This window comes from Klebsiella sp. RHBSTW-00484 (genome assembly GCF_013705725.1).
In the GTDB taxonomy this organism is placed as follows: domain Bacteria; phylum Pseudomonadota; class Gammaproteobacteria; order Enterobacterales; family Enterobacteriaceae; genus Klebsiella.
Window position 1 is genome coordinate 552,907 of record NZ_CP055481.1, and the last position, 23,427, is coordinate 576,333.

General features: G+C 49.4%; 23 protein-coding genes, 3 tRNA genes and 4 rRNA genes. 22 read left to right on the plus strand and 8 right to left on the minus strand.

What is annotated here, in order from left to right; genetic code table 11:
• The first annotated feature begins 31 nt into the window (after positions 1-31).
• The 9 genes from rpmJ to HV213_RS02610 all read left to right on the plus strand — a co-directional run bounded on the left by rpmJ (position 32) and on the right by HV213_RS02610 (position 4,328).
• Entirely contained in the window at positions 32-148 is a 117-nt protein-coding gene (gene rpmJ / locus HV213_RS02570) for a 50S ribosomal protein L36 (RefSeq protein WP_000868187.1), read from the plus strand.
• 146 nt (positions 149-294) lie between these two features.
• A complete protein-coding gene (gene rpsM, locus HV213_RS02575) occupies positions 295-651 on the plus strand; it encodes a 30S ribosomal protein S13 (RefSeq protein ID WP_004106333.1) in 357 nt (118 codons plus the stop codon).
• 16 nt (positions 652-667) lie between these two features.
• Complete coding sequence (rpsK, locus tag HV213_RS02580) at positions 668-1,057, plus strand: 30S ribosomal protein S11 (RefSeq protein WP_004138423.1); 390 nt, start codon at positions 668-670, stop codon at positions 1,055-1,057.
• A gap of 33 nt (positions 1,058-1,090) precedes the next feature.
• On the plus strand, positions 1,091-1,711 hold the full coding sequence (gene rpsD / locus HV213_RS02585; RefSeq protein WP_004125897.1) for a 30S ribosomal protein S4: 621 nt from the start codon (positions 1,091-1,093) through the stop codon (positions 1,709-1,711).
• 25 nt (positions 1,712-1,736) lie between these two features.
• Positions 1,737-2,726, plus strand: coding sequence for a DNA-directed RNA polymerase subunit alpha (locus tag HV213_RS02590; RefSeq protein WP_002919219.1), 990 nt, complete (start codon positions 1,737-1,739; stop codon positions 2,724-2,726).
• A 40-nt stretch (positions 2,727-2,766) separates the two neighbouring features.
• The gene (gene rplQ / locus HV213_RS02595; protein ID WP_001216372.1) at positions 2,767-3,153 is read left to right on the plus strand and encodes a 50S ribosomal protein L17; all 387 of its coding nucleotides are present in this window, start codon (positions 2,767-2,769) and stop codon (positions 3,151-3,153) included.
• Positions 3,154-3,260: 107 nt separating this feature from the next.
• On the plus strand, positions 3,261-3,632 hold the full coding sequence (locus HV213_RS02600; protein ID WP_181484677.1) for a DnaJ family domain-containing protein: 372 nt from the start codon (positions 3,261-3,263) through the stop codon (positions 3,630-3,632).
• Complete coding sequence (gene zntR / locus HV213_RS02605; protein ID WP_181484678.1) at positions 3,632-4,057, plus strand: Zn(2+)-responsive transcriptional regulator; 426 nt, start codon at positions 3,632-3,634, stop codon at positions 4,055-4,057. Before HV213_RS02600 ends, zntR begins: the two co-directional genes overlap by 1 nt.
• A 55-nt stretch (positions 4,058-4,112) precedes the next feature.
• Positions 4,113-4,328, plus strand: a complete 216-nt coding sequence (locus tag HV213_RS02610) for an alternative ribosome-rescue factor A (RefSeq protein WP_112217272.1) — start codon at positions 4,113-4,115, stop codon at positions 4,326-4,328.
• Here the strand turns inward: HV213_RS02610 and mscL are convergent, their stop codons facing one another.
• The 5 genes from mscL to def all read right to left on the minus strand — a co-directional run bounded on the left by mscL (position 4,329) and on the right by def (position 9,091).
• Positions 4,329-4,742 (minus strand): large-conductance mechanosensitive channel protein MscL, encoded by a 414-nt coding sequence (gene mscL / locus HV213_RS02615; protein ID WP_112217273.1) that lies wholly within the window; start codon positions 4,740-4,742, stop codon positions 4,329-4,331. It lies immediately after the preceding gene.
• A 139-nt stretch (positions 4,743-4,881) separates the two neighbouring features.
• Positions 4,882-6,258 carry a Trk system potassium transporter TrkA gene (gene trkA / locus HV213_RS02620; RefSeq protein WP_110275039.1) on the minus strand — a complete coding sequence of 459 codons (1,377 nt, stop codon included), beginning with the start codon at positions 6,256-6,258 and terminating at the stop codon, positions 4,882-4,884.
• A 13-nt stretch (positions 6,259-6,271) separates the two neighbouring features.
• Positions 6,272-7,567 (minus strand): 16S rRNA (cytosine(967)-C(5))-methyltransferase RsmB, encoded by a 1,296-nt coding sequence (gene rsmB, locus HV213_RS02625; protein WP_181484679.1) that lies wholly within the window; start codon positions 7,565-7,567, stop codon positions 6,272-6,274.
• 52 nt (positions 7,568-7,619) lie between these two features.
• Positions 7,620-8,567, minus strand: a complete 948-nt coding sequence (gene fmt / locus HV213_RS02630) for a methionyl-tRNA formyltransferase (protein ID WP_181484680.1) — start codon at positions 8,565-8,567, stop codon at positions 7,620-7,622.
• Between the two features lie 14 nt (positions 8,568-8,581).
• Complete coding sequence (gene def / locus HV213_RS02635; RefSeq protein WP_181484681.1) at positions 8,582-9,091, minus strand: peptide deformylase; 510 nt, start codon at positions 9,089-9,091, stop codon at positions 8,582-8,584.
• Between the two features lie 131 nt (positions 9,092-9,222).
• Here def and dprA point away from each other — a divergent pair, with 131 nt between their 5' ends.
• Genes dprA through HV213_RS02665 form a run of 6 tightly spaced genes read left to right on the plus strand, consistent with a single transcriptional unit; the run spans position 9,223 to position 13,014 of the window.
• Complete coding sequence (gene dprA / locus HV213_RS02640; RefSeq protein WP_181484682.1) at positions 9,223-10,347, plus strand: DNA-protecting protein DprA; 1,125 nt, start codon at positions 9,223-9,225, stop codon at positions 10,345-10,347.
• On the plus strand, positions 10,319-10,792 hold the full coding sequence (smg, locus tag HV213_RS02645) for a DUF494 family protein Smg (RefSeq protein ID WP_181484683.1): 474 nt from the start codon (positions 10,319-10,321) through the stop codon (positions 10,790-10,792). The genes dprA and smg overlap by 29 nt, the downstream gene beginning before the upstream one ends.
• Before the next feature lie 27 nt (positions 10,793-10,819).
• Positions 10,820-11,362: a DNA topoisomerase family protein gene (locus tag HV213_RS02650; protein ID WP_142513300.1), complete on the plus strand. Its 543-nt coding sequence runs from the start codon at positions 10,820-10,822 to the stop codon at positions 11,360-11,362.
• Between the two features lie 3 nt (positions 11,363-11,365).
• The gene (gene tsaC, locus HV213_RS02655; RefSeq protein ID WP_181484684.1) at positions 11,366-11,938 is read left to right on the plus strand and encodes an L-threonylcarbamoyladenylate synthase type 1 TsaC; all 573 of its coding nucleotides are present in this window, start codon (positions 11,366-11,368) and stop codon (positions 11,936-11,938) included.
• Between the two features lie 3 nt (positions 11,939-11,941).
• Positions 11,942-12,760, plus strand: coding sequence for a shikimate dehydrogenase (gene aroE, locus HV213_RS02660; protein ID WP_112217280.1), 819 nt, complete (start codon positions 11,942-11,944; stop codon positions 12,758-12,760).
• Entirely contained in the window at positions 12,757-13,014 is a 258-nt protein-coding gene (locus HV213_RS02665) for a DUF1488 family protein (protein ID WP_112217281.1), read from the plus strand. The genes aroE and HV213_RS02665 overlap by 4 nt, the downstream gene beginning before the upstream one ends.
• On the opposite strand, the gene HV213_RS02670 is transcribed toward HV213_RS02665, so the two are convergent.
• On the minus strand, positions 12,990-13,544 hold the full coding sequence (locus tag HV213_RS02670) for a gamma carbonic anhydrase family protein (RefSeq protein WP_181484685.1): 555 nt from the start codon (positions 13,542-13,544) through the stop codon (positions 12,990-12,992). The genes HV213_RS02665 and HV213_RS02670 overlap by 25 nt on opposite strands.
• Before the next feature lie 469 nt (positions 13,545-14,013).
• On the opposite strand from HV213_RS02670, the gene HV213_RS02675 reads away from it, so the two are divergent.
• From HV213_RS02675 to rrf (HV213_RS02705), 7 genes are all read left to right on the plus strand, one after another.
• Positions 14,014-15,553, plus strand: a 16S ribosomal RNA gene (locus tag HV213_RS02675).
• A 71-nt stretch (positions 15,554-15,624) separates the two neighbouring features.
• Positions 15,625-15,701, plus strand: a tRNA-Ile gene (locus HV213_RS02680).
• Between the two features lie 109 nt (positions 15,702-15,810).
• A tRNA-Ala gene (locus HV213_RS02685) sits at positions 15,811-15,886 on the plus strand.
• Between the two features lie 206 nt (positions 15,887-16,092).
• A 23S ribosomal RNA gene (locus HV213_RS02690) occupies positions 16,093-19,001 on the plus strand.
• Between the two features lie 198 nt (positions 19,002-19,199).
• Positions 19,200-19,315 (plus strand): 5S ribosomal RNA (gene rrf, locus HV213_RS02695).
• A gap of 14 nt (positions 19,316-19,329) precedes the next feature.
• A tRNA-Thr gene (locus HV213_RS02700) sits at positions 19,330-19,405 on the plus strand.
• A 38-nt stretch (positions 19,406-19,443) separates the two neighbouring features.
• A 5S ribosomal RNA gene (gene rrf, locus HV213_RS02705) occupies positions 19,444-19,559 on the plus strand.
• The 16S, 23S and 5S rRNA genes sit together here with 3 tRNA genes alongside, the layout of an rRNA operon.
• 241 nt (positions 19,560-19,800) lie before the next feature.
• Here rrf (HV213_RS02705) and HV213_RS02710 read toward each other — a convergent pair.
• Together HV213_RS02710 and HV213_RS02715 are read right to left on the minus strand one after the other, a co-directional pair.
• Entirely contained in the window at positions 19,801-20,022 is a 222-nt protein-coding gene (locus HV213_RS02710; RefSeq protein WP_110272798.1) for a hypothetical protein, read from the minus strand.
• A gap of 283 nt (positions 20,023-20,305) precedes the next feature.
• Positions 20,306-23,416, minus strand: a complete 3,111-nt coding sequence (locus HV213_RS02715; protein WP_181484686.1) for an efflux RND transporter permease subunit — start codon at positions 23,414-23,416, stop codon at positions 20,306-20,308.
• Positions 23,417-23,427: the final 11 nt, after the last annotated feature.

Sequence of the window (23,427 nt, forward strand, 5' to 3'; positions counted from 1 at the left end):
CAGGGCGCCCGAGAAGTTACGGAGAGTAAAAATGAAAGTTCGTGCTTCCGTCAAGAAATTATGCCGTAACTGCAAAATCGTTAAGCGCGATGGCGTCATCCGCGTGATTTGCAGTGCCGAGCCGAAGCATAAACAGCGCCAAGGCTGATTTATTCGCATATTTTTCTTGCAAAGTTGGGTTGAGCTGGCTAGATTAGCCAGCCAATCTTTTGTATGTCTGTACGTTTCCATTTGAGTATCCTGAAAACGGGCTTTTCAGCATGGTGCGTACATATTAAATAGTAGGAGTGCATAGTGGCCCGTATAGCAGGCATTAACATTCCTGATCACAAACATACCGTCATTGCATTAACTGCAATTTTCGGTATCGGCAAGACCCGCTCTAAAGCCATCTGTGCTGACACGGGTATCGCTGAAAATGTTAAGATCAGTGAGCTGTCTGAAGAACAAATTGAATCCCTGCGTGAAGCAGTAGGTAAATTTGTCGTTGAAGGTGATCTGCGCCGTGAAATCACCCTGAGCATCAAGCGTCTTATGGACCTTGGTTGCTATCGTGGTTTACGCCATCGTCGTGGTCTTCCGGTTCGCGGTCAGCGTACTAAGACCAACGCACGTACCCGCAAGGGTCCGCGTAAACCGATCAAGAAATAGTCGGGGTGATTGAATAATGGCAAAGGCACCAGTTCGTGCACGTAAGCGTGTAAGAAAACAAGTCTCTGATGGCGTGGCTCATGTCCATGCTTCTTTTAACAACACCATCGTTACCATTACTGATCGTCAGGGTAACGCGCTGGGTTGGGCAACAGCCGGTGGTTCCGGTTTCCGTGGTTCTCGCAAATCCACTCCGTTTGCAGCTCAGGTTGCAGCAGAGCGTTGCGCTGAAGCCGTAAAAGAATACGGCATCAAGAATCTGGAAGTTATGGTTAAAGGTCCGGGTCCAGGTCGCGAATCTACTATTCGTGCACTGAACGCCGCTGGTTTTCGCATCACGAACATTACTGATGTGACTCCGATCCCTCATAACGGTTGTCGTCCGCCGAAAAAACGTCGCGTATAACGCGTTCGTTTCTAGGATTGTTGGAGAAAGAAAATGGCAAGATATTTGGGTCCTAAGCTCAAGCTGAGCCGTCGTGAGGGCACTGACTTATTCCTTAAGTCTGGCGTTCGCGCGATCGATACCAAGTGTAAAATTGAACAAGCTCCTGGCCAGCATGGTGCGCGTAAACCGCGTCTGTCTGACTATGGTGTGCAGTTGCGTGAAAAGCAAAAAGTTCGCCGTATGTACGGTGTGCTGGAGCGTCAGTTCCGTAACTATTATAAAGAAGCAGCACGTCTGAAAGGCAACACTGGTGAAAACCTGTTGACTCTGCTGGAAGGTCGTCTGGACAACGTTGTATACCGTATGGGCTTCGGCGCGACTCGTGCTGAATCACGTCAGCTGGTTAGCCACAAAGCTATCATGGTAAACGGTCGTGTTGTTAACATCGCTTCTTATCAGGTTAAGGCGAATGACGTTGTCAGCATTCGTGAGAAAGCGAAAAAGCAATCTCGCGTGAAAGCCGCTCTGGAGCTGGCTGAGCAGCGTGAAAAGCCAACCTGGCTGGAAGTTGATGCTGGCAAGATGGAAGGTACGTTCAAGCGTCAGCCGGAACGTTCTGATCTGTCTGCGGACATTAACGAACACCTGATCGTCGAGCTTTACTCCAAGTAAAGCTTAGTACCAAAGAGAGGACACAATGCAGGGTTCTGTGACAGAGTTTCTAAAACCGCGCCTGGTCGATATCGAGCAAGTGAGTTCGACGCACGCCAAGGTGACCCTTGAGCCTTTAGAGCGTGGCTTTGGCCATACTCTGGGTAACGCACTGCGCCGTATTCTGCTCTCATCGATGCCGGGTTGCGCGGTGACCGAGGTTGAGATTGATGGTGTACTTCATGAGTACAGCACCAAAGAAGGCGTTCAGGAAGATATCCTTGAAATCCTGCTCAACCTGAAAGGGCTGGCGGTGAGAGTTCAGGGTAAAGATGAAGTTATTCTTACTCTGAATAAATCTGGCATTGGCCCTGTGACTGCAGCCGACATCACCCATGATGGTGATGTTGAAATCGTCAAGCCGCAGCACGTGATCTGCCACCTGACCGATGAGAACGCAGCTATTAGCATGCGTATCAAAGTTCAGCGCGGTCGTGGTTATGTGCCGGCTTCTGCCCGAATTCATTCGGAAGAAGATGAGCGCCCAATCGGCCGTCTGCTGGTCGACGCATGTTATAGCCCTGTAGAGCGTATTGCCTACAATGTTGAAGCAGCGCGTGTAGAACAGCGTACCGACCTGGACAAGCTGGTCATCGAAATGGAAACCAACGGCACAATCGATCCTGAAGAGGCGATTCGTCGTGCGGCAACCATCCTGGCAGAACAACTGGAAGCTTTCGTTGACTTACGCGATGTACGTCAGCCGGAAGTGAAAGAAGAGAAACCAGAATTCGATCCGATCCTGCTGCGCCCTGTTGACGATCTCGAATTGACTGTCCGCTCTGCTAACTGCCTCAAGGCAGAAGCTATCCACTATATCGGTGATCTGGTACAGCGTACCGAGGTTGAGTTGCTGAAAACGCCGAACCTGGGTAAAAAATCTCTTACCGAGATTAAAGACGTGCTGGCTTCACGTGGTCTGTCTCTGGGCATGCGCCTGGAAAACTGGCCACCGGCAAGCATTGCTGACGAGTAACCGGATCACAGGTTAAGGTTTTACTGAGAAGGATAAGGTCATGCGCCATCGTAAGAGTGGTCGTCAACTGAACCGCAACAGCAGCCATCGCCAGGCTATGTTCCGTAACATGGCTGGTTCGCTGGTTCGTCATGAGATCATCAAGACGACCCTGCCGAAAGCGAAAGAACTGCGTCGCGTAGTTGAGCCGCTGATTACTCTTGCCAAGACTGATAGCGTAGCTAATCGTCGTCTGGCATTCGCCCGTACTCGTGATAACGAGATCGTGGCAAAACTGTTTAACGAGCTGGGCCCGCGTTTCGCGAGCCGCGCCGGTGGTTACACTCGCATTCTGAAGTGTGGCTTCCGTGCAGGCGACAACGCGCCGATGGCATACATCGAGCTGGTTGATCGCTCTGAATCGAAAGCAGAAGCTGCTGCAGAGTAATCTGTAGTAACGTAGAAAAACCCGCCTAGGCGGGTTTTTTTATATCCCCTATCATCCCGCTTCACTACAATATCTGTACTATTTTTGTTCATCCCCGGAGCCGTATCATGTGGTTACTGGATCAGTGGGCAGAGCGCCATATCCTCGATGCTCAAAACAAAGGTGAATTCGATAATCTTCCAGGCTGCGGAGAACCGCTTATGTTGGATGATGATTCACATGTTCCACCAGAGCTACGCGCCAGTTATCGGTTGCTTAAAAATGCAGGCTGTTTACCTCCCGAACTGGAACATCGGAAAGAAGCAATCGTGCTTGTAGACTTACTCAGGAACGTTCAGGAAAACGAACCGTGCTGCGTGGAGTGGAGTCGTCGTCTTGCCTTGGTTGAACTAAAGCTACGGCAAGCAGGTCTTAATACTGACTTTTTGCGTGGCGATTATGTAGATAAGTTACTGCATAAGATCAATGAGGAGCAATAATGTATCGCATCGGTGAACTGGCAAAATTGGCAGACGTTACTCCTGATACCATTCGCTATTATGAAAAACAGAAGATGATGGAGCATAACGTACGTACTGAAGGAGGATTTCGTCTCTATTCAGACAACGATCTGCAGAGACTCCGTTTTATTCGTTACGGCAGGCAATTGGGTTTCACATTGGAATCGATTCGCGAACTTCTTTCGATCCGAATAGATCCGGAGCATCATACTTGTCAGGAGTCGAAAGGTATCGTTAAGGCTCGTTTAAGGGAAGTTGAATCTCGGATCAAAGAGCTACAAACTATGCGTCGGTCATTGCAGCGGCTTAATGACGCATGCTGTGGGACCGCACACAGTAGTATTTATTGTTCGATCCTTGAGGCGCTTGAGCAAGGAGCCAGTAGCCAAAACGCAGAGCGTTGATTTCTACATCGCGCAGATCTACACTTGCATCGATTTTTACTAATCAGGAGAGTTTATGAGCCACTACCAACATACTAAAGGGAAAATAAAAGATAACGCCATTGAGGCACTACTTCATGACCCCTTGTTCAGGCAGCGAGTTGAGAAGAATAAGAAAGGAAAAGGAAGTTACCAGCGTAAAGATAAACATACGGGGCGTAATGAGCGGGAGGCCAGTGGCAAGAGAGTTAAGCACTTTTTTACCACTGGCCTTCTGCTTTTAATATTCTAATTAAGAACGATTGTTTTGTTCTTTTAGCAAGTCGCGAATTTCACTGAGCAAGACTTCTTCTTTGCCTGGAGCCGGCGGCGCAGCTGGAGCTTCTTCTTTTTTGCGGTTTAGTCTATTTATCAGTTTAATTGCCATAAAAATGGCAAATGCAACGATGACAAAGTCAAAAACGTTTTGGATGAATACACCATAGTGCATGACGACTGCGGGGATATCCCCCTGCGCATCACGAAGCGTAACCGCAAACTGTTTAAAATCGATCCCGCCAATAAGCAAACCTAATGGCGGCATAATTATATCGGCGACTAGCGACGATACAATCTTACCGAATGCGGCACCAATGATGACACCGACAGCCAGGTCAACAACATTCCCGCGCATCGCGAATTCGCGAAATTCTTTTAAAAAACTCATTTTATTCTCCTTGGGCCAGCTAACACTGATAAGTTTAACAAATGTATTCCTATTTTCCATTGCCAGGGAATAATTGCATAGAAATATTATCCATTGATAAATAAGGGATAAAGGAAAGGCGCCAGCATGACGCCTGAAACTACAGGAAGAAGGGGCTTGGTTGGAAGAGTCTCTCAACATCGGAGATAAATTTTTTGTCAGTCAGGAACATAATGACATGATCGCCTTGCTCAATACGCAGATTGTTATTAGCTATCATGACATCATTACCGCGTACAACGGCGCCAATGATGGTTCCTGGGGGAAGTTTAATCTCATCGATCGCTCGGCCGACTACCCGTGAAGTGCTTTCATCACCATGAGCCACAGCCTCAATGGCTTCTGCAACTCCACGTCGTAGTGAAGAAACGCCGACAATATCCGCCTTACGAACGTGGCTAAGTAGTGCAGATATTGTTGCCTGCTGTGGTGAGATCGCAATGTCGATCACGCTACCCTGAACAAGATCAACATAGGCGCGACGTTGGATGAGTACCATGACTTTTTTGGCCCCCATACGTTTAGCTAACATCGCAGACATAATATTGGCTTCATCATCATTGGTGACTGCAATGAAGAGATCAACTTGATCAATATGCTCCTCAGCCAGTAATTCCTGATCTGAGGCGTCTCCGTAAAAGACGATGGTATTTTGCAGTTTCTCTGCGAGTTCCGCTGCGCGCTGCTGGTTGCGCTCAATAAGTTTGACGCTGTAATCTTTCTCCAGCCGATGAGCAAGCCCAGCTCCGATGTTTCCTCCGCCGACCAGCATAATGCGCTTGTAAGGTTTCTCCAGGCGCTGAAGTTCGCTCATTACTGCGCGGATATGCTGAGATGCGGCGATGAAAAACACTTCGTCACCAGCTTCAACGATTGTTGACCCTTGCGGCCTGATTGGTCGATCGTGGCGGAAAATAGCTGCTACGCGCGTATCAATATGTGGCATATGTTCGCGCATAGTTGAAAGTGCATTACCGACCAGAGGACCGCCATAATAGGCCTTAACCACAGCCAGGCTGACTTTCCCTTCAGCAAAATTAACAACCTGTAGGGCGCCAGGATACTCAATTAAGCGATATATATTATTAATTACCAGCTGTTCTGGTGCAATCAGGTGGTCAATAGGGACAGCTTCTGAGTGAAAGAGTTTATCAGCATCTCGTACATAATCCGGAGAACGGATACGGGCAATACGATTTGGAGTATTAAATAGCGAATAGGCGACCTGACAGGCTACCATGTTGGTTTCATCTGAGTTGGTGACTGCAACCAGCATGTCTGCATCGTCTGCACCAGCTTCACGTAGTACGCGTGGGTGCGAGCCATGCCCCTGCACTACACGCAGATCGAATTTATCCTGCAAGCTGCGAAGACGGTCGCCATTTGTATCAACTAGCGTAATATCGTTGTTCTCTCCAACTAGATTTTCCGCCAGAGTTCCGCCTACCTGTCCAGCGCCAAGAATAATAATCTTCATCAGCAGTGACCTGTTATTTCCGGTTTTTAATCAGCTTAGCGTAAAAGAATCCATCACCTTCTTCTGTCCCAGGGAGATTTTGCAATCCTGGTTTCTCAAGAGTTCCTGTTGTGCTCAACTCTGCATCTGATGTGCGAGTAAGGAAAGCTGCAATTTGCTCACAGTTCTCTTCTGGTAAAATTGAGCAGGTGGCGTAAACCAGCGTTCCGCCGGGCTTTAGATGGGGCCAAATGGCATCAAGAATTTTGGCCTGCAGCTGTGCCAACTCGGCAATGTCACTATCGCGCCGCAACCATTTGATATCCGGATGGCGACGAATAACCCCTGTTGCGGAGCAAGGTGCGTCAAGCAGGATACGATCGAATATTTCATCACCACACCATTGCTCTGGAGAGCATCCATCACCCTGTTTAACCTGCGCCTTGAGGCCAAGGCGTTTAAGATTGTCATAGACGCGGGAAAGTCGCTGTTCATCAATATCAACGGCCATTACGCTAGCCTGTGGTGCAACTTCCAGGATATGGGTTGTTTTGCCGCCAGGTGCCGCGCAGAGGTCGAGAATCCTTTCTCCGTTCTCGGGGGTCAAATAATGCATACAACCTTGCGCTGAAGCATCCTGGACTGTAACCCAACCTTCATCAAAACCCGGTAAGGAATGAACAGGGGCTGGAGATGCCAGACGAACAGCATCCGGGTAGCCTGAATGTGCAAAGCCTTGTAATCCTGCTTCTTTCAGTAACTCGAGCCATTCATCGCGAGAGTGATGGGCGCGGTTAACGCGTAACCACATTGGCGGGCGTTGATTATTGGCATCTGCAATCGCCTGCCACTGCCGCGGCCAGGCCTGTTGAATGCGCTTAAGTAGCCATTTGGGGTGGAGGAAGCGATTTTCGGTTTGTGCAAATTCAGCCAGCAGTTCTTCCTGTTGACGTTGGAACTGGCGCAACACACCGTTAATAAGTCCCTTCAACTGGGGGCGCTTTACGGCGACGGCGCCTTCCACCGTTTCTGCCAGTGCGGCATGAGCAGGAATACGGGTGTAGAGCAACTGATATAAGCCCACCATGATTAAAAAATGAATGGTGCGCTGTTTACCCTTCATCGGGCGGTCCATCAGTTTATTGATTAACCACTCCAACTGGTTCAGGGTACGCAGAACGCCAAAGCACAGCTCTTGCAGCAGGGCTTTGTCTTTCTCACCGACTTTCTGTTGTAACGGAGGCAAAACGTTGCTTAACGATTGCCCTTGTTCAACGACTTGTTCAATAGCTTGGGCAGCCAGGCTGCGTAAGTTAAGATTTTTTTTCATAAGAGTAAAAATAAAAATGCCCGGCGAAACCGGGCTTTAGAAGAGAGAATCGTCAGGCGAGACGATGACCGGGGATAAACCACTCCCGACGAGAATTCAGCAAATCCTGTGCACTCATTGCTTTTTTACCCGCTGGCTGCAGCGACTCCAGATTCAGGATACCGTCGCCAGTTGCCATCTGGATACCCAATTTGCTGACTGCCACGATAGTGCCGGGTTCAGCACTGCTTGTATCGGTGCTAACCGATGCACGCCAGACTTTTACTGGTTGTTCATCAATTTCTAGCCAGCTTATTGGCCATGGATTGAATGCCCGAATGCAACGTTCAAGCTGCACGGCAGAAAGTGACCAGTCAATACGCGCTTCTTCTTTGCTTAGCTTCTCGGCATAGCTGACTAGCGTTTCGTCTTGTACTTCAGGTTTTGCTGTACCACTAACCAGTTGAGCCAGAGTTTCCAGTAATCCTTGTGGCCCAAGAACCGCCAATTTATCGTACAAGCTACCGCTGGTGTCTTCTCCAGTAATTGGGCAAGACAGTTTATACAACATATCACCAGTATCGAGCCCTACGTCCATTTGCATAATGGTCACGCCTGTCTCGGTATCACCAGCCCATAATGCACGCTGGATTGGCGCCGCACCGCGCCAACGTGGCAACAAAGAACCGTGAACGTTGAGGCAACCCAGACGTGGCATGTCCAGAACCTGCTTGGGGAGGATTAATCCATAAGCAACTACAACCATCACATCGGCGTTCAGCGAGGCAACCAGCTGCTGATTTTCCTGCGGGCGCAGTGAAGAGGGTTGAAATACCGGCAGACCATTTGCTTCAGCCAGTATTTTGACAGGACTCGGCATGAGTTTTTTGCCACGGCCTGCAGGCCTGTCTGGCTGAGTGAATACACCGACGATCTCATACTCAGATGACAACAGTGCGTCAAGATGACGCGCTGCAAAATCGGGCGTTCCCGCAAAAATTATACGTAATGATTGTGACACGTTAGTCCTTGTCTTCAGGCTCGTGCGTTCAGGCGATCCAGTTTTTCAACTTTCTGGCGGATACGCTGTTGCTTAAGCGGGGACAGATAATCAATAAATAGTTTGCCTACTAGATGATCCATTTCATGTTGGATACAAATGGCTAGTAAACCATCGGCTGACAGTTCAAACGGCTTACCCTCACGATCCAGAGCCCGAATCCTTACATTTTCGGCACGTGGTACCAACGCACGCTGCTCAGGAATGGAAAGGCAGCCTTCCTCAATCCCAGTTTCACCGTCTTTTTCCAGCAATTCTGGATTAATTAACACCAGACGCTCTTCTCGATTCTCTGACACATCAATAACAATAATGCGCTGATGGATGTCCACCTGCGTAGCGGCCAGACCAATGCCTTCCTCAGCGTACATTGTCTCGAACATATCATCGACGATACGCTGAATTTCCGCATTCACTTCTTTGACCGGCTCAGCGACTTTGCGAAGGCGCTCGTCCGGAATATGTAACACTTGCAAAACTGCCATAAAGATCCAGAGTTGTATTCAGGAGTTGATAAGATTATTAGCTCTATTCTAGACAAAACCCCCCGCAATTGACAGTCTCGCTGTCCAATCGCAAAGATTGCTAAAGCCGCTTATGGCGGAGGGGAATAGGGATGACGCCTACAGAAATTTGGTTACGCCTGATGAAAGTGAGCAGCCTGTATGGCGACGAAATGGTGATGGTTGCTCATCAGTTATGTTCAATCCCAACAATAGATCATGAGAGTTTGAATGCCTGCGGTTTGAATAAGGTGCAATCGAAACATTTTCTTGGAATTAATCAACGTGAGATTGATACAACACTGCAATGGCTGGAACGACCAAATTGTTATCTACTTACTGCTGACGATCCTCTCTATCCTCCCCAGCTACGAGCCATTGTGGACTATCCTGGCGCACTTTTAGCTTGTGGCGATCCGGTATTACTGAGCAACCGACAGTTAGCCGTAGTGGGCAGTCGCGCGCATTCATGGTATGGCGCTCGTTGGGGGAAAATGTTTTGTGAGGTTTTAGTTCGCTATGGCATTACGATCACTAGCGGATTGGCTTTAGGTATTGATGGTATAGCTCATCGTGGCGCACTGGAGGGGCAAGGAAAAACCGTTGCCGTTTTAGGGAATGGTTTAAGAGAGATTTATCCTCGCCGCCATCAAGCATTAGCAGAACAAATAACTAGCAGTGGCGGCGTTGTACTCTCCGAATTTCCTCTTTTTACTCCCCCATTACCGGGCAACTTTCCCCGCCGTAACCGGATTATCAGTGGATTAAGTGTTGGCGTATTGGTTATCGAGGCAGCATTAAAAAGTGGCTCATTAGTGACTGTTCGCTGTGCTCTGGAACAGGGAAGGGAAGTCTTCGCATTACCCGGACCTATTGGTAGTCCTGGTTCCGAAGGTCCACATTGGCTTATCAAGCAAGGAGCCATTCCCGTTACCGCACCGGAAGATATAGTTGAATATTGGCAGCATGAGCTGCTATGGGTCTTCGATGAGCCTGATAACGTAAATAATTGCGACAATCAGCCACCTGTAGCATTGCCATTTCCAGAGCTCCTGGCTAACGTAGGAGATGAGGTAACACCTGTTGACGTTGTCGCTGAACGTGCCGGCCAATCTGTGCCAGTGACCGTAGCTCAGCTACTTGAACTGGAGTTAGCAGGCTGGATCGCAGCTGTACCCGGCGGCTATGTCCGATTAAGGAGGGCAAGCCATGTTCGACGTACTCATGTATTTATTTGAGACTTACATCCATAACGAAGCAGAAATGCGAGTGGACCAGGATAAACTGACTCGGGATCTTACCGATGCAGGTTTTGAACGGGAGGACATCTATAACGCGCTGATGTGGCTCGAGAAACTGGCTGATTATCAAGAGGGCCTTATTGCGCCCATGCAGCTTGCTTCTGACCCACTCTCCTTACGAGTATATACCGATGAGGAGTGTCAGCGTCTGGATGCGAGCTGCAGAGGATTCTTATTATTCCTTGAGCAAATTCAGGTGTTGAACCTCGAAACGCGGGAAATGGTGATAGAACGCGTACTGGCGCTGGATACGGCAGAGTTCGATTTGGAGGATCTGAAGTGGGTCATCCTGATGGTGCTGTTTAATATTCCGGGCTGCGAAAACGCCTATCAGCAAATGGAAGAATTACTCTTCGAAGTAAATGAAGGTATGCTGCATTAATCTTTTCGCAGCGACACTAGAGTTGTTATGACCAAATCAGCACTGTTTTCGGTGCGTAAAAACGAGCCTTGCCCCCAGTGTGGGGCTGAACTTGTAATACGTTCTGGGAAACATGGGCCTTTTCTCGGCTGTTCACATTATCCGGACTGTGATTATGTCCGTTCCCTGAAGAATCAGGCGGACGGGCATATTGTCAAAGTTCTGGAGGGGCAGGTGTGTCCGTCTTGCGGCGCCATATTGGTACTGCGGCAAGGACGTTTTGGTATGTTTATTGGTTGTAGCAACTACCCAGAATGTGAGCATACTGAACTCATTGATAAACCTGATGAGACTGCAATAGCCTGCCCGCAGTGTAGTCAGGGACATCTGGTCCAACGTCGTTCACGTTTCGGAAAAAACTTTTATTCCTGCGATCGCTACCCTGATTGTCAGTTCGTAATTAATTTTAAGCCAGTGGCGGGTGAGTGCCCAGAGTGTCATTACCCTCTACTAATCGAAAAGAAAACGGTGCAGGGCGTAAAGCGTTTTTGTGCCAGCAAACAATGTGGAAAGCCGACACCGGCGGAATAATCAGTGAATAATAACCTGCTCTCAGAAACCATCGCACATGCAGTTTCGGTCCTGAACAATGAACTTGTCATCGCCTATCCTACGGAAGCTGTTTTTGGCGTCGGCTGTGATCCCGATAGCGAAAAAGCCGTCATGCATTTGTTGGCGCTTAAACAGCGACCGGTTGATAAAGGACTGATCCTAATCTCCGCTAACTTTGAACAGCTCAAACCTTATATTGATGATTCACAACTTAGCGATGAGCGGCGTGCTGCTATTTTTTCCTGCTGGCCTGGGCCGGTGACCTTTGTATTCCCTGCTCTCGATTCTACACCCCGTTGGTTGACCGGCCGTTTTGATTCGCTGGCAGTGCGAGTAACGGATCACCCGCAGGTAGTTGAGTTGTGTGAGGCTTACGGTAAACCATTGGTTTCTACTAGCGCCAATTTATCTGGTGAGCCACCTTGCCGCACGACTGCTGAGGTTTATGCGCAGTTTGGCGCTAGCTTCCCGGTAGTTGATGGGGTAACCGGTGGGCGTCAGAATCCTTCTGAAATACGTGATGCCTTGACGGGCGAACTCTTCCGCCAAGGATAACTTATGGAAACCTACGCAGTATTTGGACACCCGATTGCTCATAGCAAGTCACCATCTATTCATCAGCTCTTTGCGAAGCAGCTGCAGATTACGCATCCCTATGGGCGAGTCCTTGCTCCCCTTGATGATTTCGTAAATACTCTTAACGCTTTTTTTGGTGATGGTGGCAAGGGAGCTAACGTCACCGTTCCTTTCAAAGAAGAGGCTTTCGCGCGAGCAGATGAGTTAACCGAACGCGCGGCACTGGCCGGTGCTGTTAATACCCTTAAACGGCTGGAGGATGGCCGGTTGCTGGGGGACAACACCGATGGCGTGGGGCTACTGAGTGATTTAGAACGACTCGATTTCATTAAACCTGGTTTTCGGGTTCTGCTTATTGGTGCAGGTGGTGCTTCACGTGGCGTATTGCTGCCTCTTTTATCGCTGGATTGCGCTGTCACTATTGTGAATCGTACATTTTCGCGTGCGCATGAACTGGCAACGCTGTTTGCTCATACTGGCAGCGTCCGTGCTCTGGATATAGAAGCATTAAATGGTCAGGTGTTTGATCTCATCATTAATGCCACATCTAGCGGTATTGAAGGAGAAGTCCCTGCTATCCCCGTTTCGCTAATCAACACTCATGTCTATTGCTATGACATGTTTTATCAGAAAGGTTGCACGCCATTTTTACGTTGGTGTCAGCAACATGGTACTAAAAGATGTGCTGATGGGCTGGGAATGCTGGTGGCACAGGCTGCACACTCAGTACTATTGTGGCACGGTGTTCTACCGGAAATTGCCCCTGTAATTCTGGCTTTGCATGAGGAATTGAACACGTGAACCAGGCTATTCAATTTCCCGACAGGGAAGTATGGGATGACGAGCGTCAGTGTATCGCTTTTCCAGCATTAGTTAATGGTATGCAACTGATCTGTGCCATAAAGCTAACAACGCTTCAGCAACGTTTTGGTGACGAAGATCCAGAACTGTGCCTGGCCGCATTTCGTGAACATCGTTGGGATCTGGAAGAGGAAGCCCACGAATTAATCTGCGACCAGCAAGAAGACGCTCAAGGATGGGTCTGGTTTTCCTGAGCGAGATAATCATTTTTCCATTTCACATAGTTGTTTGCTGAATACCTTAGCCCCACAATTTCCGCCTCCGTGAGGGGGCGTCTTTGTTTAACCGGGTTGCCAAAATAAAGGTAGCCGCTTTCCAGACGTTTGTTTTGTGGAACCAGACTACCGGCACCAATCATGACGTCATCCTCCACAATGACACCATCCAGTACAATCGACCCCATACCAACCAGCACGCGGTTAGCTATAGTGCAGCCGTGCAGCATAACTTTATGACCGACGGTCACATCATCGCCAATAATCAGTGGATTGCCATGTGGATTATATGAAGACTTATGAGTGACATGTAAGACGCTGCCGTCCTGAATGTTGGAGCGCGCGCCTATTTCCACATAATTCACATCACCGCGAATTGTGACCATTGGCCAGATACTGACATCATCAGCAATTCTGACATCGCCGATCACCACGCTACTGGTGTCGATCATCACGTGTTGACCTATTTTCGGGGATAAATCTTTATAGCGACGTAGATTCACAGACATGCTTACCTCAATAAACCAGGGGATGAAGAGACTTTGGTAGCTTTTGGGACCATCTGCAACCCTTTGGCGTGGTAAAAATTAGGCGAATTGAGTATAAACCCTGCGAAAAGGGTGAAAAAACATCATTTGGAAAAAAAGATCTAAAAAAGTCTTGTGCAAAAAGATGGGATCCCTATAATGCGCTCCCACTGACACGGCAGATGTGAATCACTTCACACAAACAGCCGGGTCAGTTGAAGAGAAAAACCTGAAAATAAGGTTGACTCTGAAAGAGGAAAGCGTAATATACGCCACCTCGCAACGGTGAGCGAAAGCCGCGTTGCACTGCTCTTTAACAATTTATCAGACAATCTGTGTGGGCACTCAAAGTGACATGGATTCTTAACGTCGCAAGACGAAAAATGAATACCAAGTCTCTGAGTGAACATACGTAATTCATTACGAAGTTTAATTCACGAGCATCAAACTTAAATTGAAGAGTTTGATCATGGCTCAGATTGAACGCTGGCGGCAGGCCTAACACATGCAAGTCGAACGGTAGCACAGAGAGCTTGCTCTCGGGTGACGAGTGGCGGACGGGTGAGTAATGTCTGGGAAACTGCCTGATGGAGGGGGATAACTACTGGAAACGGTAGCTAATACCGCATAACGTCGCAAGACCAAAGAGGGGGACCTTCGGGCCTCTTGCCATCAGATGTGCCCAGATGGGATTAGCTTGTTGGTGAGGTAACGGCTCACCAAGGCGACGATCCCTAGCTGGTCTGAGAGGATGACCAGCCACACTGGAACTGAGACACGGTCCAGACTCCTACGGGAGGCAGCAGTGGGGAATATTGCACAATGGGCGCAAGCCTGATGCAGCCATGCCGCGTGTATGAAGAAGGCCTTCGGGTTGTAAAGTACTTTCAGCGAGGAGGAAGGGGATGTGGTTAATAACCGCATTCATTGACGTTACTCGCAGAAGAAGCACCGGCTAACTCCGTGCCAGCAGCCGCGGTAATACGGAGGGTGCAAGCGTTAATCGGAATTACTGGGCGTAAAGCGCACGCAGGCGGTCTGTCAAGTCGGATGTGAAATCCCCGGGCTCAACCTGGGAACTGCATTCGAAACTGGCAGGCTAGAGTCTTGTAGAGGGGGGTAGAATTCCAGGTGTAGCGGTGAAATGCGTAGAGATCTGGAGGAATACCGGTGGCGAAGGCGGCCCCCTGGACAAAGACTGACGCTCAGGTGCGAAAGCGTGGGGAGCAAACAGGATTAGATACCCTGGTAGTCCACGCTGTAAACGATGTCGACTTGGAGGTTGTTCCCTTGAGGAGTGGCTTCCGGAGCTAACGCGTTAAGTCGACCGCCTGGGGAGTACGGCCGCAAGGTTAAAACTCAAATGAATTGACGGGGGCCCGCACAAGCGGTGGAGCATGTGGTTTAATTCGATGCAACGCGAAGAACCTTACCTACTCTTGACATCCAGAGAACTTAGCAGAGATGCTTTGGTGCCTTCGGGAACTCTGAGACAGGTGCTGCATGGCTGTCGTCAGCTCGTGTTGTGAAATGTTGGGTTAAGTCCCGCAACGAGCGCAACCCTTATCCTTTGTTGCCAGCGGTCCGGCCGGGAACTCAAAGGAGACTGCCAGTGATAAACTGGAGGAAGGTGGGGATGACGTCAAGTCATCATGGCCCTTACGAGTAGGGCTACACACGTGCTACAATGGCATATACAAAGAGAAGCGACCTCGCGAGAGCAAGCGGACCTCATAAAGTATGTCGTAGTCCGGATCGGAGTCTGCAACTCGACTCCGTGAAGTCGGAATCGCTAGTAATCGTGGATCAGAATGCCACGGTGAATACGTTCCCGGGCCTTGTACACACCGCCCGTCACACCATGGGAGTGGGTTGCAAAAGAAGTAGGTAGCTTAACCTTCGGGAGGGCGCTTACCACTTTGTGATTCATGACTGGGGTGAAGTCGTAACAAGGTAACCGTAGGGGAACCTGCGGTTGGATCACCTCCTTACCTTAAAGAACCTGCCTTTGTAGTGCTCACACAGATTGTCTGATGAAAAATTAGCAGTAAAAAATCTCTGCAGGCTTGTAGCTCAGGTGGTTAGAGCGCACCCCTGATAAGGGTGAGGTCGGTGGTTCAAGTCCACTCAGGCCTACCAAATTCTTGCTGATGTTGCGTTGCGGCGACACTCACATACTTCAGTATGCTTCGTGTCACCACGCCTTGCCTCAACAAGAATTAGCGGTACAGAGATAAGTTTTTACGATGGGGTTATAGCTCAGCTGGGAGAGCGCCTGCCTTGCACGCAGGAGGTCTGCGGTTCGATCCCGCATAGCTCCACCATCCTTTTACTGCAAAAAATAAGAAAACTTCAGAGTGTACCTGAAAAGGTGCACTGCGAAGTTTTGCTCTTTAAAAATCTGGATCAAGCTGAAAATTGAAACGACACACTGTGTCTGTTCTCCGTAATAAGAACAGAATGACAGTGTGTTCGAGTCTCTCAAATTTTTGCAGCGCGAAGTGTTTTACGAAACATCTTCGGGTTGTGAGGTTAAGCGACTAAGCGTACACGGTGGATGCCCTGGCAGTCAGAGGCGATGAAGGACGTGCTAATCTGCGATAAGCGTCGGTAAGGTGATATGAACCGTTATAACCGACGATTTCCGAATGGGGAAACCCAGTGTGTTCCGACACACTATCGTTAAGTGAATACATAGCTTAACGAAGCGAACCGGGGGAACTGAAACATCTAAGTACCCCGAGGAAAAGAAATCAACCGAGATTCCCCCAGTAGCGGCGAGCGAACGGGGAGGAGCCCAGAGTCTGAATCAGTTTGTGTGTTAGTGGAAGCGTCTGGAAAGTCGCAGGGTACAGGGTGATACTCCCGTACACAAAAACACACAGGCTGTGAACTCGAAGAGTAGGGCGGGACACGTGGTATCCTGTCTGAATATGGGGGGACCATCCTCCAAGGCTAAATACTCCTGACTGACCGATAGTGAACCAGTACCGTGAGGGAAAGGCGAAAAGAACCCCGGCGAGGGGAGTGAAACAGAACCTGAAACCGTGTACGTACAAGCAGTAGGAGCCTCTTTAATGGGGTGACTGCGTACCTTTTGTATAATGGGTCAGCGACTTATATTCTGTAGCAAGGTTAACCGTATAGGGGAGCCGCAGGGAAACCGAGTCTTAACTGGGCGTTAAGTTGCAGGGTATAGACCCGAAACCCGGTGATCTAGCCATGGGCAGGTTGAAGGTTGGGTAACACTAACTGGAGGACCGAACCGACTAATGTTGAAAAATTAGCGGATGACTTGTGGCTGGGGGTGAAAGGCCAATCAAACCGGGAGATAGCTGGTTCTCCCCGAAAGCTATTTAGGTAGCGCCTCGTGAACTCATCTTCGGGGGTAGAGCACTGTTTCGGCTAGGGGGTCATCCCGACTTACCAACCCGATGCAAACTACGAATACCGAAGAATGTTATCACGGGAGACACACGGCGGGTGCTAACGTCCGTCGTGAAGAGGGAAACAACCCAGACCGCCAGCTAAGGTCCCAAAGTCATGGTTAAGTGGGAAACGATGTGGGAAGGCACAGACAGCCAGGATGTTGGCTTAGAAGCAGCCATCATTTAAAGAAAGCGTAATAGCTCACTGGTCGAGTCGGCCTGCGCGGAAGATGTAACGGGGCTAAACCATGCACCGAAGCTGCGGCAGCGACGCTTATGCGTTGTTGGGTAGGGGAGCGTTCTGTAAGCCGTTGAAGGTGGCCTGTGAGGGCTGCTGGAGGTATCAGAAGTGCGAATGCTGACATAAGTAACGATAAAGCGGGTGAAAAGCCCGCTCGCCGGAAGACCAAGGGTTCCTGTCCAACGTTAATCGGGGCAGGGTGAGTCGACCCCTAAGGCGAGGCCGAAAGGCGTAGTCGATGGGAAACAGGTTAATATTCCTGTACTCGGTGTTACTGCGAAGGGGGGACGGAGAAGGCTATGTTAGCCGGGCGACGGTTGTCCCGGTTTAAGCATGTAGGCGGATGTTCCAGGTAAATCCGGAACGTCATTCAACGCTGAGGTGTGATGACGAGGCACTACGGTGCTGAAGTAACAAATGCCCTGCTTCCAGGAAAAGCCTCTAAGCATCAGGTAACATCAAATCGTACCCCAAACCGACACAGGTGGTCAGGTAGAGAATACCAAGGCGCTTGAGAGAACTCGGGTGAAGGAACTAGGCAAAATGGTGCCGTAACTTCGGGAGAAGGCACGCTGATGGTAGGTGAAGTGACTTGCTCACGGAGCTGAACTCAGTCGAAGATACCAGCTGGCTGCAACTGTTTATTAAAAACACAGCACTGTGCAAACACGAAAGTGGACGTATACGGTGTGACGCCTGCCCGGTGCCGGAAGGTTAATTGATGGGGTTATCCGTAAGGAGAAGCTCTTGATCGAAGCCCCGGTAAACGGCGGCCGTAACTATAACGGTCCTAAGGTAGCGAAATTCCTTGTCGGGTAAGTTCCGACCTGCACGAATGGCGTAATGATGGCCAGGCTGTCTCCACCCGAGACTCAGTGAAATTGAACTCGCTGTGAAGATGCAGTGTACCCGCGGCAAGACGGAAAGACCCCGTGAACCTTTACTATAGCTTGACACTGAACACTGGTCCTTGATGTGTAGGATAGGTGGGAGGCTTTGAAGTGTGGACGCCAGTCTGCATGGAGCCAACCTTGAAATACCACCCTTTAATGGCTGGTGTTCTAACGTGGACCCGTGATCCGGGTTGCGGACAGTGTCTGGTGGGTAGTTTGACTGGGGCGGTCTCCTCCTAAAGAGTAACGGAGGAGCACGAAGGTTAGCTAATCCTGGTCGGACATCAGGAGGTTAGTGCAATGGCATAAGCTAGCTTGACTGCGAGCGTGACGGCGCGAGCAGGTGCGAAAGCAGGTCATAGTGATCCGGTGGTTCTGAATGGAAGGGCCATCGCTCAACGGATAAAAGGTACTCCGGGGATAACAGGCTGATACCGCCCAAGAGTTCATATCGACGGCGGTGTTTGGCACCTCGATGTCGGCTCATCACATCCTGGGGCTGAAGTAGGTCCCAAGGGTATGGCTGTTCGCCATTTAAAGTGGTACGCGAGCTGGGTTTAGAACGTCGTGAGACAGTTCGGTCCCTATCTGCCGTGGGCGCTGGAGAATTGAGGGGGGCTGCTCCTAGTACGAGAGGACCGGAGTGGACGCATCACTGGTGTTCGGGTTGTCATGCCAATGGCATTGCCCGGTAGCTAAATGCGGAAGAGATAAGTGCTGAAAGCATCTAAGCACGAAACTTGCCCCGAGATGAGTTCTCCCTGACTCCCTGAGAGTCCTGAAGGAACGTTAAAGACGATGACGTTGATAGGCCGGGTGTGTAAGCGTAGCGATACGTTGAGCTAACCGGTACTAATGAACCGTGAGGCTTAACCTTACAACGCCGAAGATGTTTTGGCGGAATTGAGAGAAGATTTTCAGCTTAGATTCAGAGTTGAGTAGGCAATAATTTACGCAGCAGCAAGGCGGCAAGCGATGGAAAGGAAGGAGCATACTGAAGTATGTAACTGACTTTACGAGCGCGGGCAACGCGGCTGATGCGATAAAGAATTGCGTACTGAGCACAAAGAATTTGCCTGGCGGCGACAGCGCGGTGGTCCCACCTGACCCCATGCCGAACTCAGAAGTGAAACGCCGTAGCGCCGATGGTAGTGTGGGGTCTCCCCATGTGAGAGTAGGGAACTGCCAGGCATCAAATTTAGTGTGCTGATATGGCTCAGTTGGTAGAGCGCACCCTTGGTAAGGGTGAGGTCCCCAGTTCGACTCTGGGTATCAGCACCAGTTTTTAGGTTAAAGTTCGGCGATTTGAAAAGAATTTGCCTGGCAACGATAGCGCGGTGGTCCCACCTGACCCCATGCCGAACTCAGAAGTGAAACGCCGTAGCGCCGATGGTAGTGTGGGGTCTCCCCATGTGAGAGTAGGGCATTGCCAGGCACCAAATAAGTGAAAAGCCCATCCGTCAGGATGGGCTTTTTGCGTTTCTAATCGCGTGAAAATATCAATTCGCGCTATGTGCTCAATTCAGCTTCGGTTTATATCGTTAGAGTGGCCTGCGCTATTCAGATCACAGAGAACAGAGCATTGGTGCAGTAACTTAAGTATATTGAGTCTATCTTGCCGAAAAACGGTACCGGGCTTAGCTCCGGTACCAGTGCATAACGGGGGTTGTAAGTGATTAGCGAGTTAGTGCGACAATGCCAAGCGTCAAGCCTGCAATCGCAGCCGCGCCTCCGGCAATAGCACCCGCGGTTTCCCAGTTGTCCTGAGTCGTTCCTTTCATACAGGTATTAGTATGTACTAATCTGCCTTCGGAGTCATAGACGGGTACACACGGAGAATCATGTGCACAACCAGCGAGAAGCGTTGTCAGCAATGTGACTAAAACGAATTTTTTCATGATGTTACCTCTAAATAATCCGTTTCGCTGTAATGGGAACCCATACATTACGGAATAGCCTATTTTATCATCGGTAATACTGAGGACGGGTAGGGTAAATAATCTCAATTTATGAGCAACGTAAATATCGTGAAGAAACTTACGCGATTATGTCGTCATAATATGGTACGTTGAATAACGTGCGATCTTTTAAAAAATAATAAACACGTTGATTTTTATCGGGATGATCAAAAACTTCAGGCATAAAAAAAGGCGCCAGAATGGCGCCTTTGGAAAGAGAGGCTTACTCGATATGCTTAGTAAAGCGGCGTCTTACAACAACAAAGAATACCGGTACGAAGAAGATAGCCAGCAACGTTGCTGTCAACATTCCTCCCATAACTCCCGTACCCACGGCGTTTTGTGCCCCGCTGCCTGCCCCATGGCTAATAACCAAGGGCAGTACACCAAGAATAAAGGCCAATGAGGTCATTAAGATAGGGCGTAAACGCATACGAGATGCTTCGAGTGTTGCTTCAATGATTCCCTTCCCTTCTTTATCCATAAGGTCTTTCGCAAATTCGACAATAAGAATAGCGTTTTTGGCAGAGAGACCGATTGTCGTTAATAAACCTACCTGAAAATAAACGTCATTATTAAGCCCACGTAATGAGGCTGCTAATAATGCCCCGACAACCCCTAACGGGACGACTAACATCACTGAGAATGGAATAGACCAGCTTTCATAGAGTGCGGCAAGGCACAGGAAAACCACTATTAGCGAAATTGCATATAAAGCAGGTGCCTGATTACCGGATAAGCGCTCCTGATAAGACATTCCTGTCCAGTCGAAGCCAATACCAGTAGGCAGTTTGTTGGCTAGTTGTTCCATCAAAATCATTGCATCCCCGGTACTTTTGCCCGGAGCGGCTTCACCCAGAATTTCCATCGAAGGTAAGCCGTTATAACGCTCCAGGCGCGGAGAACCATAAACCCAGTGTGAGGTTACAAAAGCTGAGAATGGTACCATTTCGCCATTAGCGCTACGGACGTACATACTGTTGATGTCGCTCGGCAACATACGGAAATGGGCGTCAGCCTGAACATAGACTTTTTTAACCCTACCATGGTCAATAAAATCATTAACGTAATAGCCACCTAGTGCTGCGGAAATGGTTTCATTGATATCAGATAGTGAAATGCCCAGTGCCTGGGCTTTCTCCTGATCAACATCAAGCTTAAATTGCGGAGTATCTTCAAGCCCATTTGGTCGTACACGCACCAGTTGATCCGGATGTTCTCTTACCATACCAAGCAACTGATTTCGTGCTTGAGTCAGCGCGCTATGACCGAGGTTACCCTGGTCGATAAGCTCAAAATCGAAGCCTGTCGCGGTACCCAACTCAATAATTGCGGGGAGATTGAATGGGAAAACCATGGCGTCTTTAATCTGGCTAAAAGCGACAGTGGCTCGCTTGATGATTGCTTCAACCCCATTCTTCGAACCACTGCGCTCCTCCCATGGCTTCAGACTGACAAATGCCATACCGGAGTTTTGTCCCTGGCCGCTAAAACTAAAACCGTTAACGGTAAAGACGCTTTCAACATTCGCCTTCTCTTTATGCAGATAGTAGTCGGTAACGGTATCGAGGACCTTCTGTGTACGTTCTTGCGTCGCGCCGGATGGAAGTTGAATCATGGTCATAAATACCCCCTGATCCTCATCCGGTAAAAATGAGGTTGGCAGACGCATAAACAGTACGGCCATGCCAATGACAATCAGCAGATAGATGATGAGATAGCGTCCGGTACAGCGTAGGATCCCGCTGACGCTGTTGGTGTAATGGTTGACACTACGGTCAAATTTCGCATTAAACCAGCCAAAAAAACCTTTCTTCGCATGATGATCGGCGGAGGCGGGTTTCAATAAAGTGGCGCAAAGTGCAGGTGTCAGGATCAGTGCAACCAACACGGATAGCGCCATCGCCGAGACGATAGTGATGGAGAATTGGCGATAAATCGCGCCCGTAGAACCGCCAAAGAAGGCCATGGGAACAAAAACTGCCGATAGCACCATGGCTATACCAACCAGTGCCCCCTGAATTTGCGACATTGATTTTTCTGTCGCTTCTTTTGGGGATAGCCTCTCTTCTACCATCACGCGCTCGACGTTTTCCACCACCACGATGGCATCATCGACCAGCAATCCTATTGCCAGCACCATACCGAACATCGTTAGCGTGTTGATGGAATAGCCAAAGGTAGCCAGCACGGCGAATGTGCCAAGCAAGACGACAGGAACCGCAATGGTGGGGATCAATGTGGCACGGATGTTCTGGAGGAACAGATACATCACCAGGAAGACGAGAATAATTGCTTCAAACAGCGTCTTCACCACCTCATGAATAGAGATCTTCACGAATGGTGTGGTGTCGTAAGGGTAAACGACTTTCATGCCCTGCGGAAAGTAGGGTTGTAGTTCGGCAAGCTTTGCTTTAATCGCAGCAGCGGTGTCGAGGGCATTGGCGCCGGTAGCAAGCTTAATCCCCAGCCCGGATGCTGGTTTACCGTTAATTTTGGCGACGACGTTATAGTTTTCACCGCCCAGCTCAATGCGAGCCACATCTTTCAGATGAACCACTGAGCCGTCAGCGTTCACCCGCAGCGTCACCTTGCCAAACTCTGCAGGGTCTTTCAGTCGTGTTTGAGCAATGATTGACGCGTTTAATTGTTGGCCTTTAATAGCGGGCGTTCCGCCAAGTTGGCCTGCTGCAATCTGATCGTTCTGTACCTGCAACTGGTTAATCACATCAACAGGCGTCAGGTTGTACTTATTCAGCAGGTTGCCATCCAGCCAAACACGCATCGCATATTGGGCCCCGAAGAGCTGTACGTCGCCGACGCCGTTAAGTCGGCTAATAGTATCTTTGACGTTTGATGCAACGTAGTCAGAAATATCATCCTGAGTAGTGCTGGTGTTATCGGAGATGAATCCAGCAACCAGCAGGAAACTGCTACTTGATTTCTCAACGCTAATCCCCTGTTGCTGCACTTCCTGAGGTAGCAGCGGTGTGGCGAGCTGTAGCTTATTCTGCACCTGGACTTGCGCAATATCCGGATCTGTACCCGATGTGAAGGTCAAGGTGATGGTGACGCCGCCCGCGGAATCGCTGGTTGAAGACATGTACATCAGGTTATCGATACCATTCATGTTCTGTTCGATAACCTGAGTCACAGTATCCTGCACGGTCTGCGCATCCGCACCTGGGTAGGTCGCAGAGATGGCAACAGCTGGCGGGGCGATCGTCGGATATTGTGCGATAGGCAGTTGCATAATCGCGAGACCGCCAGCAATCATCATAATGATGGCCAGCACCCAGGCGAATACCGGTCGATGGATAAAAAACTTAGACATAGTTATTCGTA

Bases quoted from the DNA above. Each gene is read 5' to 3' on its own strand.
- rpmJ (WP_000868187.1), top strand. From the start codon at position 32: ATGAAAGTTCGTGCTTCCGTCAAGAAATTATGCCGTAACTGCAAAATC.
- rpsK (WP_004138423.1), top strand. From the start codon at position 668: ATGGCAAAGGCACCAGTTCGTGCACGTAAGCGTGTAAGAAAACAAGTC.
- rpsD (WP_004125897.1), top strand. From the start codon at position 1,091: ATGGCAAGATATTTGGGTCCTAAGCTCAAGCTGAGCCGTCGTGAGGGC.
- HV213_RS02590 (WP_002919219.1), top strand. From the start codon at position 1,737: ATGCAGGGTTCTGTGACAGAGTTTCTAAAACCGCGCCTGGTCGATATC.
- rplQ (WP_001216372.1), top strand. From the start codon at position 2,767: ATGCGCCATCGTAAGAGTGGTCGTCAACTGAACCGCAACAGCAGCCAT.
- HV213_RS02600 (WP_181484677.1), top strand. From the start codon at position 3,261: ATGTGGTTACTGGATCAGTGGGCAGAGCGCCATATCCTCGATGCTCAA.
- zntR (WP_181484678.1), top strand. From the start codon at position 3,632: ATGTATCGCATCGGTGAACTGGCAAAATTGGCAGACGTTACTCCTGAT.
- HV213_RS02610 (WP_112217272.1), top strand. From the start codon at position 4,113: ATGAGCCACTACCAACATACTAAAGGGAAAATAAAAGATAACGCCATT.
- mscL (WP_112217273.1), bottom strand. From the start codon at position 4,742: ATGAGTTTTTTAAAAGAATTTCGCGAATTCGCGATGCGCGGGAATGTT.
- trkA (WP_110275039.1), bottom strand. From the start codon at position 6,258: ATGAAGATTATTATTCTTGGCGCTGGACAGGTAGGCGGAACTCTGGCG.
- rsmB (WP_181484679.1), bottom strand. From the start codon at position 7,567: ATGAAAAAAAATCTTAACTTACGCAGCCTGGCTGCCCAAGCTATTGAA.
- def (WP_181484681.1), bottom strand. From the start codon at position 9,091: ATGGCAGTTTTGCAAGTGTTACATATTCCGGACGAGCGCCTTCGCAAA.
- dprA (WP_181484682.1), top strand. From the start codon at position 9,223: ATGACGCCTACAGAAATTTGGTTACGCCTGATGAAAGTGAGCAGCCTG.
- smg (WP_181484683.1), top strand. From the start codon at position 10,319: ATGTTCGACGTACTCATGTATTTATTTGAGACTTACATCCATAACGAA.
- HV213_RS02650 (WP_142513300.1), top strand. From the start codon at position 10,820: ATGACCAAATCAGCACTGTTTTCGGTGCGTAAAAACGAGCCTTGCCCC.
- aroE (WP_112217280.1), top strand. From the start codon at position 11,942: ATGGAAACCTACGCAGTATTTGGACACCCGATTGCTCATAGCAAGTCA.
- HV213_RS02670 (WP_181484685.1), bottom strand. From the start codon at position 13,544: ATGTCTGTGAATCTACGTCGCTATAAAGATTTATCCCCGAAAATAGGT.
- HV213_RS02710 (WP_110272798.1), bottom strand. From the start codon at position 20,022: ATGAAAAAATTCGTTTTAGTCACATTGCTGACAACGCTTCTCGCTGGT.
- HV213_RS02715 (WP_181484686.1), bottom strand. From the start codon at position 23,416: ATGTCTAAGTTTTTTATCCATCGACCGGTATTCGCCTGGGTGCTGGCC.